General features: G+C 40.4%; 13 protein-coding genes. 5 read left to right on the top strand and 8 right to left on the bottom strand.

The window, feature by feature from the left end; translation table 11 throughout:
• Window positions 1-15 precede the first annotated feature (15 nt).
• Entirely contained in the window at window positions 16-1,551 is a 1,536-nt protein-coding gene (locus IL356_RS05910; protein WP_121850356.1) for a carboxylesterase/lipase family protein, read from the bottom strand.
• A gap of 396 nt (window positions 1,552-1,947) precedes the next feature.
• Here IL356_RS05910 and IL356_RS05905 point away from each other — a divergent pair, with 396 nt between their 5' ends.
• From IL356_RS05905 to IL356_RS05890, 4 genes are all read left to right on the top strand, one after another.
• Window positions 1,948-3,117, top strand: coding sequence for an amidohydrolase family protein (locus tag IL356_RS05905; protein ID WP_121850357.1), 1,170 nt, complete (start codon window positions 1,948-1,950; stop codon window positions 3,115-3,117).
• A gap of 74 nt (window positions 3,118-3,191) precedes the next feature.
• On the top strand, window positions 3,192-3,836 hold the full coding sequence (locus tag IL356_RS05900) for a hypothetical protein (protein ID WP_121850358.1): 645 nt from the start codon (window positions 3,192-3,194) through the stop codon (window positions 3,834-3,836).
• A 317-nt stretch (window positions 3,837-4,153) separates the two neighbouring features.
• Window positions 4,154-4,756 (top strand): helix-turn-helix domain-containing protein, encoded by a 603-nt coding sequence (locus tag IL356_RS05895; RefSeq protein WP_162987953.1) that lies wholly within the window; start codon window positions 4,154-4,156, stop codon window positions 4,754-4,756.
• 214 nt (window positions 4,757-4,970) lie between these two features.
• Window positions 4,971-5,540: a sugar O-acetyltransferase gene (locus IL356_RS05890; RefSeq protein ID WP_121850360.1), complete on the top strand. Its 570-nt coding sequence runs from the start codon at window positions 4,971-4,973 to the stop codon at window positions 5,538-5,540.
• 28 nt (window positions 5,541-5,568) lie between these two features.
• Here IL356_RS05890 and IL356_RS05885 read toward each other — a convergent pair whose 3' ends face one another.
• The 6 genes from IL356_RS05885 to IL356_RS05860 form a co-directional block, all read right to left on the bottom strand.
• Complete coding sequence (locus IL356_RS05885) at window positions 5,569-5,796, bottom strand: tautomerase family protein (protein WP_121850361.1); 228 nt, start codon at window positions 5,794-5,796, stop codon at window positions 5,569-5,571.
• Between the two features lie 2 nt (window positions 5,797-5,798).
• On the bottom strand, window positions 5,799-6,194 hold the full coding sequence (locus IL356_RS05880; protein WP_121850362.1) for a (R)-mandelonitrile lyase: 396 nt from the start codon (window positions 6,192-6,194) through the stop codon (window positions 5,799-5,801).
• Window positions 6,195-6,245: 51 nt separating this feature from the next.
• Entirely contained in the window at window positions 6,246-7,103 is an 858-nt protein-coding gene (locus IL356_RS05875) for an aldo/keto reductase (protein ID WP_121850363.1), read from the bottom strand.
• Window positions 7,104-7,129: 26 nt separating this feature from the next.
• The gene (locus tag IL356_RS05870; protein WP_121850364.1) at window positions 7,130-8,305 is read right to left on the bottom strand and encodes an NAD(P)-dependent alcohol dehydrogenase; all 1,176 of its coding nucleotides are present in this window, start codon (window positions 8,303-8,305) and stop codon (window positions 7,130-7,132) included.
• Between the two features lie 14 nt (window positions 8,306-8,319).
• A complete protein-coding gene (locus IL356_RS05865) occupies window positions 8,320-8,808 on the bottom strand; it encodes a cupin domain-containing protein (protein ID WP_121850365.1) in 489 nt (162 codons plus the stop codon).
• A 132-nt stretch (window positions 8,809-8,940) separates the two neighbouring features.
• Entirely contained in the window at window positions 8,941-9,819 is an 879-nt protein-coding gene (locus IL356_RS05860; RefSeq protein WP_121850366.1) for a helix-turn-helix domain-containing protein, read from the bottom strand.
• Between the two features lie 274 nt (window positions 9,820-10,093).
• On the opposite strand from IL356_RS05860, the gene IL356_RS05855 reads away from it, so the two are divergent.
• Window positions 10,094-11,848, top strand: a complete 1,755-nt coding sequence (locus IL356_RS05855; RefSeq protein WP_121850807.1) for a serine hydrolase — start codon at window positions 10,094-10,096, stop codon at window positions 11,846-11,848.
• A gap of 27 nt (window positions 11,849-11,875) precedes the next feature.
• Here the strand turns inward: IL356_RS05855 and IL356_RS05850 are convergent, their stop codons facing one another.
• Window positions 11,876-12,511: a transglutaminase-like domain-containing protein gene (locus tag IL356_RS05850; RefSeq protein ID WP_225621396.1), complete on the bottom strand. Its 636-nt coding sequence runs from the start codon at window positions 12,509-12,511 to the stop codon at window positions 11,876-11,878.
• Between the last annotated feature and the right edge of the window lie 150 nt (window positions 12,512-12,661).

Genomic DNA, 12,661 nt, shown 5'->3' with positions numbered 1-12,661 from the left:
TTACCCTATTTAATTTTACTGCACTAATTGAGCCTCTAGAAAATCAAACTCCTTTTTGAGGTATTCAGGCTTCATTTCGGTTGTGTTATCTATTTTTAAAATGGCCCCCGATGTCTTATCATAGGTATTCCATTGCGGAAGTCCCTCACTATTGGGATTCCCCGTTTTAGCGAAGTTCACCCAGTAGTTAGACATCAGCTGTTCTACCTTTTGGTCAACCGCCCGCCAAGGTCGGTCCCACATATGTAGGGTATGCAGTGCGAAAGGTACTTCAGAAGTATGAAAGGCCCCATAGTTCGGAAAATTCGGCTTGTCGACCGGAACATGGGCAAACTCGTACACATAGGTCGGGTCAGGGTTATACCCGGCCAGTAGATGTGGTGTCATTCCCGCAAAATTCAATAGGGTCAGTTTCGATTTCATTCGCTGTACCTCTGCTTGCGTTTTGGCCGGAAAAATCTCTAGAAACCGTTCGGCGTCGGCCCCATATTCTTCTTCCGCCTCAGTCTTGTATTGCTCAACCGTTTGGTTCGATTGCCCCAAAAATGAACCATCGCCCGTAACCCAACCGGCCATTATAGGAGTTTGTTGATAGTTGCCGTTAGCAAACTCGGTACGAAGGTCTGCCGGCAGCACATGTCCATCCAATGTAACTCCGAAACGACCTACGGTCGAATCATTACTGACTGACTGTATCTTTTCGGCGGATAGTTGACGTAGTTCTTCAATGGAGTTCGCTCCCGCGGTCTGCATAAACTGAAGACCCGCCTGTTCGGCCTGCTCCAGGTTCTGCTGTAGTCGATTGGAAAGAAGTCCGCCACTCTGTAAAATCGCTTTATGAAATAACCCTTCGGTAAGCGGGGAAGCCATGAGGGTATTAACGCTAAAGGCCCCTGCCGACTGCCCGGCAATAGTCACATTATCTGGGTCGCCCCCAAAAGCCTCTATATTGTCGCGCACCCATTCAAGAGCCGCTATCTGATCTAGAAAACCGTAATTGCCCGAAACATTACTTTTAGCTTCCGCGCTCAACTCGGGGTGTGCCATGAAGCCCAGAACACCTACCCGATAGTTCAGGCTTACGAATACCACTCCCTGCCTGGCCATCTGTTCGCCGTCGTAAATATCACAATTGGCCGAACCGCTTGAAAGTCCTCCGCCATAGATCCAAACAAACACGGGCTGCTTTTCTTTCGGTGAGGCACTTGACCATACATTCAAGTAAAGGCAATCTTCGCTCAAAGGCTCTGGCTGGGCTATAAACTCTTCGCTCCAGCAATAAAAAGGTTCGGGTTTGTTCTGTATGGGGCTCGCAGAAAAGTTATTAGTGGGCAGCACGCCCTCCCAAGGTTCAGCCGGTTGCGGAGCTTTCCAACGCAGTTCTCCGACCGGAGGTGCGGCAAAAGGAATTCCCTTAAAAATTCGTACGGTAGAGTCAATATTGAATGCCCCTTCGACTTCACCTTTTTCAGTAGAAACGATAGTGGGTGAGGCAGGTGGTTGTGTACAAGAAATAATTGCAAGACAAAGGCACCATAGAAAATACTTCATAATCGGTCGAGTTGAGCGGTTAAAAGGGAAAGTTTTATTAAATTGAATGCATTAATTCTTCCCCTTGATTAAAAATACGCGTTCTAGCCTTAGATAACTATCGGCAGATGATGTATTTACGTTTGTTTCCCTCAAGATTAGTGACGCGAATTTGACATAGCAAATGTGGTCTAAAGCCATGTATGTTGATACGCTTAATGAAAAGAATAGCCTCTTTTTTCAAATTAATCAAAAGGCTATTGAACTTTTCTAAGAAGTAGTTCCCCTTTTACTCTGTAAAGAAATGCCCACTATGATGAGTAGTCTAGCTTGAAGCAAATACAAAATAAAGTTCTCGGACAGGAATACCACCTCTGCCATTCGAGAATTTATGGAAACTAAAAAACACCCGATGTGATGAAAAAACTCCTGATTTTACTGACGTTAGCACTGATTCACAATTGCTCGAAGCCAATTGTTTATGACTTGGTGATTTCAGATGTTCATCTGTTCAACGGTAACGAAGACTTGGGAGTAATGAATGTAGGAATCAACGATGACAGCATCGCCGCCATTTCAATTGAAAGTATCGAGGGTGATTCGGTTATAAAGGGCACCGGTAAATTTATGATACCGGGGTTGGTCAATGCGCATGTTCACGCCAATCAAATAGAAGATTTACAAAAGGGTTACCTGTATGGTATCTTAACCTTATTAAATATGCATACCGGCCTGGAAGAAAGAGAAACACATTGGAAAGCCGTTTCTCAAGATTCGGTTGGTTTTTCATCGCTTTATGGTGCCGGACATGCTGCAACCGTACCTGATGGCCACCCCACCCAATTCAGTCCGGATATGGAAACCATCAATGATTCAATTTCTATTACCAGTTGGGTAGATCACCGAATCGCCAGCGGGGTTGACTATATCAAGGTAATTCATCAAAATCGTGGTTTTATGGATGACCAAGGCCCCTCATTAACGTACCAACAAATCAAAGAGATTATTGATTACGCCCATAAAAAGGAACTTAAAGTAGTTGTTCATGCAACTACGGTTGAAGAAATGTCTAAAATAGCCCCTTTTCGGCCGGATGGTTTTGTTCACATGATCGATTTTAAAGATGAATTGCCCGTTTCCGACGCCTACTTTAGCCTCTTAAAAGACAATGGCGTATTCATTGTGACGACGGGAGGAATTTCCTTAAAGTCTATGGATAACCTACCACCCTTTATGCTCGATTGGGTTGACAAAAATTTTCTCGATTCAGACGAAAGGGCTGAAATCATCAAAAGATATTATGAAGAAGGCATACTAATCGTTACCGGCACCGATGCCCAGGAGGGACAAATGAATTTTGCAGAAGATTACTTTCTAGAATTGCAGCTATACGAAAAAGCAGGCCTCCCAAACATTGAAATCCTTAAAGCAGCCACCGGAAATGCAAGAAAAGCTTTCGATTTACCCATTGGTATACTAGCGGTTGGCAGCAAGGCAGATTTTGTGTTGTTAGATGAAAATCCCCTAGAAGATATTTCAAACCTAAGCAAAATCAGTCAAGTTTGGAAAAACGGAAAAACAAAGTAAAAACCTGTGACTATAATTGATGGAAACGGTTTAAATAACCCTTGATACCAGTAGTAGTTCTAAATTAAATAGCCATGAAAAAAACTAAGAAGCCCAAAAGAAGTAACCTTTACACCAAAAACTATTTTTTCGTTCTGAGTGTTATTATTCTGATACTAGGTCTCGTAGCCTTTTCAGATAATTATCTATTCGATGTTCGTCAAGAAAGCAACAGCAACCCTCTCTATGTAATTCACGGTTTGATGATGTTCTCGTGGTACACCATCGTGGTAATTCAGACGAACCATATTCGAAAATTGAACGTAAAAGCCCACAGAAGGTTGGGTATTATTGGCTTTTTCATAGCCGTATTGGTTATTATAAGTATCGGTTATTTAAACTTTATTGATGTACCCTACTCAGAACTTCCTTTTTTTGGTAAGGCCAATCGAATATTTTTTCCTGTGTTCATTTTGTTGATTGGTTTGGCATATGTCAAGAGAGACCGACCTGAACTACATAAACATGCGATTTTTGTAGCTATTCTTTTAATGATGGAGCCCTTGCTAAGTAGGGTAGGAATGAACACGGGAACAGATGCTGCAGTCGTCGCTCCGAACATATGGCTCATCTTGTGGATCTCATTGTTCGTCTATGATATTATTCGCCTCAGGGGATTACATTTTTTAACTTACTCAGGCCTTATTTTTTGGTTTGTTGTTTATGCGATAGTATCCTAAAAAACAACTGCCCTTTAGATTTGGGCGGCCCTTTTGAAAGTAAGTGAGGAAAACAGGGTTGGACAATTTTGGAATTACCCAAAATAACAGAATCTGTACTTAGAGATGCATTACAGATATCTTATCTCCTAGTAGCCCCGAAAAAGTTGGCCCATCAAGTAAAGAACCAAAAATCGTAAAACAAAAGTAAGACCTAAGGTCCTATTTTGAAGATAATCAAGCTATTGTCATACGAATGACGGGCTTTTGGCATATGGTTTTGGATTTTTAACTTTTACTTTTGCTCAAGCTGTTTTTATAAATGTATAATGAACGATATGAGCATCGCCCACCAAATAAAACGACTAAGAACTAAAAAAGGTTTTTCACAAGAACAGCTTTCAGAAGAATCAAGTATCAGCATTAGAACCATACAAAGAGTCGAAAGCGGTGAATCGGTTCCTCGTGGCCATACTTTACAAAAACTGACACAAGTCTTGGGAATTTTACCGGCAGACCTCATCGAGACAGACCAAAACGAAAATAAAGGCTACCTTACTCTTTTGAACATAAGCGCCCTCACCACACTTTTCCATCCGCTTTTGGGCATTGCTTTGCCACTCGCTATGTGGGTTTTAAAGAAAGATAGCTATAAAAGAGTTGATGCTAACGGCAAAAAGATTCTCAATTTTCAAATCACATGGGCTTTAGTAATATATACTTTTCTTTTTGTTGCTTCTCATGGCACCTTACTACCCTTACACTTCAACTTCATATCATCACTCCCAATCATGTTCAATGACTTTACCTTGTACACAATCGTATTATTGCTTATCTATTTTTATCATCTCTCCGTAACCGTGTGGAACATCAACCGAAGTACAAAGAGTCTGAAAAACCGATACATACCCGCTATCCCATTTTTCAAATTGAAAAAGTAGTCAGACTAACTTCTAAATTCCAACTAATTAAAGTTATATCAGTTCAACTTTTTGTCCTCAACTTTTCTGAAAAGCACCCTCTTCACATTAGTTTTTAATCAAATATTTGGTCTATTATAAAGGTCCTAATTACTGTAAACTGCGCGATAGGTAGTATATTTAGTAAAACGTATTCGTATATTGACCAAAGTGTCCTTAACCACACCCCAAAATTATGAGCGATACCAAAAAGAGCATTTTTAAGCGATTGCTAAGTGGTGAATCCGTATCCTTCAATGATCCTGATTATCATAACATCGGACCGGCAGTAGAAAACACCAAAAAACTCTCGGTACTTCTGAACAATGAAACTGACAGTCATAAAATACGAAACCTTTTAGCGCAAATCATTGATCAAGAAATTGATGAAAGCACCACTGTCTTCACCCCTTTCTATACCAATTATGGCAAGAACATTCAACTCGGCAAAAATGTCTTCATCAATCATGCTTGCTCTTTTCTTGACCTTGGGGGTATTACTATTGAAGATGACGTCATGATCGCTCCTCGAGTAAACCTTACTTCCGAGGGGCATCCTATCTCTGCTGGGGACAGAAAGACGCTGACTACAGGTCATATCTATATCAGGCAAAATGTTTGGATAGGGGCCAATGCCACTATTTTTCCTGGAGTTACGGTAGGAAAAAACTCGGTAGTGGCCGCAGGTGCCGTGGTTACCAAAGATGTGCCCGATAATGTAGTGGTTGCGGGCGTACCGGCTAAAGTGGTGAAGTCTATTGACTAAGGGATAATTTAGAAAAATGTAAACCCGATTACATGGTATAACCGGGTTTTTTGTATAGTTTTTCTTTGTTTTTCATGATGTGGTTTGGGTACACATCGTTTTTCCATTCGTCTTGCGAGAAATCTTCTATGGCAACCGAATAGGAATCATCACCAAAACCAATAACACTTTGCATTGCTTTTACTAATGCTTCAGTCAATTGTTGTTTCTGGGCTTCGGTTTTACCCGTAATCATTTTTAAATGTATGTGTGGCATAGCTACTTCTTGTATTGTTCATCGGTTACTTTTTCCATCCAAGTAACTACTTCTCCATTCACTTCTTCTTGAATGGCCAAATGACTCATTGCTTTATTGGGCGAAGCCCCATGCCAATGTTTTTCATGGGGTTCAAAATATATGACATCGCCAGGAGCGACTTCAACTATAGGGCCACCCTCTTTTTGTATCCAACCAAGGCCTGAAGTTATAATCAACGTTTGGCCTGCTGGGTGTGTATGCCAAGCCGTGCGTGCTCCAGCTTCAAATGTAACCAAAGCACCGGCAGCTTTGGTGGCTTTTTGTTTTGAGAATTGCGGGTCTATTCTAACCTGGCCGGTAAACCAGTCTTCTGGTCCTTTTGCTGAGGGTTGTTCCCCGTTTTTTAATATTTTCATGTAATTGTATTTTAAATTATGGGCCAAGGTTGCTTCCTTGGCCCATTCAAGTTATTTCGCAAAAACCGGAAATTTACTGGCTTCACCGTAATCTTTTATGGGCTCTATGTTCTTTAGAACTTCCATATCGGCTTCGGTGATGGTAAAATTCAAATCGGCATTGGTTTTCATATGTCCAATGTTCTGCGTTTTAGGTAGCGGTAATAACCCTAATTGCAAATCGTATTTGATACCCAATTGTGGTACGGAAACATTGTATTTTTTCGCCATTTCCACAACTTCCTCATTTTTAAAGAGCTCACCATGCCCGATAGGGGAGTAAGCTTCGGTCAAAATACCGTTTTGCGCTGCGTATGCTATCAACTCAAAAGGGGTGTTGCTTATATGCGCCAATACTTGATTGACCGCTGGCGTGACTTTACCGTTTTCTAAAAGGTTTTTTAAGTCTTCAGCTTCAAAATTTGAGACCCCTATGGCCTTTAATTTCCCCGATTCGTAGGCTTCTTCCAAAGCTTTCCAAGCCTCAAGGTTTCCTTTAAAGAATCTATCACTGCTTTTAAACTCTTGCCACGGTTTCGGACTGTGGATAATCATCATATCGATATACTCCAAATCCATTTTATCCAACGATTCGTCAATGGCCTTTACCGCCTCTGTATACGACTTGATTTCTGCCGCGAGCTTGGTGGTTACGAATATTTTTTCTCGATTTAAACCGCTATTTTTTATGCCTTTACCAACTCCTTTTTCATTTCCGTAAGCTTGAGCGGTATCAATATGTCGGTAACCTAATTTAATCGCGTTTTCTACGGCATCGGCCGCTTCATCATCGGCTATCATCCAGGTGCCGTAACCTAGTTTTGGTATGTTTACCCCATTGTTTAGGGTGTACGTTTCATTACTTTTCATAGTCTATTTTTCTTTTTCAATTTATTTTAAAAGGATGCCGCGTCAATTACATAGCGGTAACGCGCCTCTTTGTTTTCAACTTTTTTCCAAGCATCATTAATTTGTTCAGCGTTAATGATTTCTATGGAAGGCCTAATATTATTATCTGCACAGTAGTTAACCACCTCTTGGGTCTCTGGAATACCACCAATGAGTGAAGCATTGAAATTTACCCTAGCAAAGGCCAACATTAAATTGTTCAGGGTGATTTCAGATTTTTCGGGCATGCCCACAAAGGTGAAAGACCCTCTTGGTTTTACGCAAGAAACGTAAGGGGTTACGTTAAATTGATAAGGAATGGTAGAAATCATATAATCTAAAGTCTTGGCATAGGCTTGCATGTTCTTAAACTCATCATCTACCACAATTACCTCTGCAACGCCCCAAGATTTGATATCAGCTACCTTATCGACCGAAGTGGTAAAGGCGTAAACCTTAGCGCCTTTTGCCACTGCTATTTTAACGGCCAAATGGCCCAGGCCACCAATACCGGCCACACCAACTTTATCGCCTACTTGAAATTGAGCGCGCATTAAAGGCGAATAGGTGGTGATGCCAGCACAGAGCAAGGGTGCCGCTTCTTCAAAAGTGATGTTGTTGGGTATATGTACCGCGAAATGGTCTCTTACCACCAACTTATTGGAATATCCACCTTGGGTAATGCCCGTGGGTTCTTTTTCTGTTGGAAAACCATATGTGAATTTAGTTTCGCCCCGGTCACAAAAATGTTCTTCACCTGCCTGGCAACTGTCACAATCCATACAGCTATCTACCATACAACCCACACCGGCACGGTCGCCAACTTTAAATTTGGTTACGTTCTTGCCTACTGCCGAAACTATGCCAACAATTTCATGCCCTGGTACTTGCGGATATATTTGTTTGCCCCAATGCCCTTTTTCTTGATGGATGTCCGAATGGCAAATGCTGGCAAACTTCACATCTATTAAGATATCGTTGTCTTCTACGGGTCTGCGTTCAAATTCAAACGGACTTAAAATTCCACTTTCATCGGTAGCTGCGTACCCTTTTGTTTTTATGTTCTTCATGTTGTTTTCCACGTTGTTATTTGTTGTGTTCGCAAAAAGTGTTGGTCCGGCTAGCGTAAGCCCAGCACTTACCATGGCACTTTGTTGCATAAATTTTCTTCTATCGTTGTTCATATGGCGTTCGTGTTTTAGTTGTTGGCCGCTTGGTATTCTTCGTCTGTTACGGGTCTGCCCCAGTTTACAATGCCTTTTTCGGTATTGGGTAGAAGGTAAATGTGGGCCATGCCTTGATCTTTGCTTGCTCCGTGCCAATGGTTGGTATTTGGTGGACATTTAATGGTTACACCTTTCTGAATAATTTGAATGGATTGCCCTTCAATTTGATGGTAGCCCACACCTGCGGTAACCACTAAAATTTGCCCTGCCGGATGCGTATGCCAATTGCTTCTGGCACCAGGTTCAAAATACACCTCACCACCAAGGGTGGTCATAACCGAATCATTTTCGATTAATGGGTGGTTATAAGCGTTGCCTGTAAAGTTTTTTACTGAACCTTTTTGACCTTTTGAAAAGACAGGTTGCAGTTTCTGTTTACCAAGAGTATTCAAGGACTGTTCTTGAGCACTAATAGCATTAACAAGTAGTAATGTAAGTGATAATAAAAATCCCTTCTTCATAATATTTCAATTAAAAGTTATACGAAACAGACCTTTAATTGCCGTGTTTTGGCAACCATAGTCGTTTTATTGCAAAAGTAGAAGGGAGTAATAGTTATCGGTTAATAATCTTCAAACCGATAGTTAAGAATATCAAACATTTTCAATGCGATACCCTGAAGGATTGGTTCCTGTTACTTTTCTAAAGAAATTATTGAAATAAGTAGGGTATTCAAAACCCAAAGCGTAGGCGATGTCAGAGATATTCCAATCAGTGTGTTGCAGCATTGCTTTCGCCTCACTAACTACACGTTCATTGATTAAGGTCGTTGTCGTCTTTCCAGTTACTTGTTTTAAAGAGCGGTTCAAATGGTTCGGGTGCAGTGCCAGAGTATCGGCATATTCTTGGGCAGACCTTAATTTCAAAGGCAAATCAGGACTTTCTATAGGGAACTGCCTTTCCAACAGTTCCAAAAAAACATTGGCAATTCGAGAAGCGGCATTCTTATGCTTATTGAAGTTCTCGGAAGGTTGCATCTTAAGTGATTCATGTATAATTAGATTAATGTAATTTCTAATCAATTCATCTTTATACATATAATCCGATTGCTGCTCTTCTATCATTTTGCGAAAAATGCCATTTAAAAATTCTCGCTGGTCTAAGGATATATCAAGTACAGGCGTACCTCCAAATTTAAAAAAGGGAGAATTTTGGAGACTCTCAGAGCGCTCAGATTCATTTAAGAAATCTTCGGAGAAAAGACAGGTATAACCCACGTAAGTACTAGAGACAGTCTCCCACGAATAGGGAATATGCGGATTACCAAAAAACAAAATGGTGCCATTCATATCAAAACTGCGGTCAGCATAGTGAATAACGCTTTTACCCGTCGTTAGGCAAATCTTATAGAAATCTTTGCGACTATAAGTACGTGTAGAATTACTATCACTTTCAATTTGAAATGCATTAAACCCTTTCATCTTAAGGGTCTCATTATATTCTGAAACGGGTCGTTTTTTCTTGGAATCCACATTGCAAAGTTAAGAATTTCAAATATTCATTTTCATCTGATTTCTTAAAGGAGGCCTTTAATAATAGTTTCTATCTTTTTAACGGTTATTTTTATAGGCGACCATTTTTATACAAACACCGTTTTTTTTACGTGATTACTCTAAAAAAAAGAAAGTAAGCCTCTTAATGCCCTAAAACAGGGCAAATGACACTAAGGTGACACCTAAATGTCGTAAAGATTGCATAGTCGTATAGGTAGATTTGCTTCAACAAAATCGAACAAAAATGAAAAACATGAGCACTGGAAAAAATCTAATCTACCAAAGAAAACTAAAAGGTTATTCGCAACAAGAACTATCGGAAAAAACCGAGGTTACCGTACGCACCATTCAACGCATAGAAAAAGGTGATGTTCAGCCTCACCTTCAAACGCTCAAATTATTGGCCGCAGCTTTAGATATTGATGTAAACGAATTACTGCCCATTGAAAACCCCAAAGAAGAGGCTATACAAAAGAAATGGCTTTTACTACTGCATGCAACGCCCCTATTGGGTTTTATGCTTCCTTTATTTAATGTTTTGATTCCGTTATTTCTGTGGATACACAAAAGAGAAGACAACCCTTTGTACAACCAACATGGGGTAAAAGTCATCAATTTTCAAATCACGATATTGATATTCTATTTTCTGTCTTTTATTGCGTTGCTCACTATTGAAGGGTATGGCTTTTTTATGTTCATCGCCATCATACCAATTTGTGTGTTTATCGTACTTCTGAATATCTTTTATGCCGTAAAAAAGCATAAGTGCTATTACCCCCTTTCCATTCCTTTTTTGAGCTATAAGAAAAATGCCTTTAAATCGGCTGCAACCTTGTTCACTCTAGCATTTTTGACAAGTTGCCTTGTTCACAGTCAGAGCAACATTGTACGGTTAGATGGCTCACAGATCAGCAAAGATTCTCTGACACGACACATAGAAAAAATTATGGCCGAAGGCAATGTACAGGGTATGGCCCTCAGCATATTCAATAAAAATGAAGCGGTTTACCATGAAACCTTCGGATATAAGGATTACGAGGAAAAATTACCCCTTTCGGACTCTACCAATATTTACGGTGCATCTTTCAGCAAGGCGGTCTTTAGTGTTTTAGTAATGCATTTAGTAGAAGAAGGCATTATCGACCTAGATACCCCCTTGGAATCTTACCTCCCTCAAAAAATATATGAGTATGAACCCCAGACGCGTTGGCATGACGATTTCTCCGATTTAAAGCAAGATAGCCTTTACCATAAAATTACCGCTAGAATGTGTCTGGCACATACTTCAGGCCTACCCAATTGGCGATGGGACGAAAAAGACCATAAACTTAAGCTAATCAAAACGCCGGGTAGCACACACTACTATTCAGGTGAGGGTTTTGTGTACCTACAAGTCATTTTGGAAAAAATAATGGGGCAGGGCTTGGAAGAAATGGCTCAAGAACGAATTTTTAAACCTCTACAAATGAACAGGTCTTCCTATGAATGGAAACAAGCCTTTAACGATGACATTGCTTATGGGCATGGCCCAAAAGGCGAAAAACATACCAAAGACACAGACAACGAACCTAGAGGCGGTAGCACCCTTGAAACGACGGCAGAAGATTACACCAAATTCATGGAGGCCGTTTTGAACAAACGTCTGATCAGCAAAAAATCATATGATGAAATTTTTAAAAATCAGATTTCAATCGACCCAAAAGAGCTTTCGGTATCTTCTGAAGAACGAGCGATACTTTCAAAAGGCAATTTAGGTTATGGTTTGGGATGGGGGTATTTAGAGACGCCCTACGGAAAAGGAGTATTCAAAGCTGGCAACGGAAGTGGGTTTCAGCACTACTCCATATTATTTCCTGAAACCGGAATGGGCATTATGATCATGACCAATAGTAGAAACGGAAGATCTATTATCAAAAAATTACTGGAAATCTGCCTGAAGGATTCCTTTTCTACTCTAGAAGTAGCCGTGAACATCCGTTCTCGAAAGCCGCCGCATAACGAATGTTAAGATGCACTGAAATTTATTCACGAACCATCACAGCTTAAATTCTGTGGTGGTATCGTTTGTACCAAATATATGTGGATAGTGCTCTTTTATATTCCTTTTCATGAATTCGACAGGCACATCTTCAAAATGACCGTAATCGTCAACATATTCCATAAAAAGACTTCCCTCGTTGTTGTACTGTTGTAGAAACGAGTTGTTTTCTCCATCAAAATCTAAAGGATCAACCCCGAATCGCGCACATAGGGTTTTGTTAAAAGCGGGTGACATTTTAAGCCATTTTCCGTTTAGAAACACATTCACCATTCCGTGTGGTGTCAATTCATTCGACCCAAATTTTTCTGTCAGACGTTCTACGGCCAAATGGTTTTTTACTTTGCCCAAATGTAATCTTGCAGGTATGTTAAGTGCTCTCAAACACGCTATCAGCAGAACCGATTTTTCAACGCAGTTGCCCGAATCTTTGGCTGCAATGGTGCTGGCCTTATAGCTATTCTTTGCCAAACTGATACTGTAAGGGTCATACCGCCATTCATCGCGCACCCTTAAATAGATACCGATGGCTTTCTCTTTCACCGATTTTTCGGTAAAAGAAGCTACTATATGTTGTATGGCTTTATGCCCATAATCAAAAAAATACGTGGCTTTGAGATAATCAATTTTCATTTAGAACGAATTACAATTACCGTAAATAGCGGATTCGCAGCGACTAAACAAAGATAATTAGTTTGGATTTATTAGGAAGGTTATCAGAAAACAGGCTTCGGATAACCGAAACCATTCAAATTGATAAAAGTCTAGAAAAGAGATCATAAA

The sequence above is a fragment of the Euzebyella marina genome (genome assembly GCF_014855515.1).
GTDB lineage: Bacteria > Bacteroidota > Bacteroidia > Flavobacteriales > Flavobacteriaceae > Euzebyella > Euzebyella marina.
The sequence above is the reverse complement of the archived record's forward strand: the minus strand, read 5'-3'. Positions and strand labels throughout refer to the sequence as shown.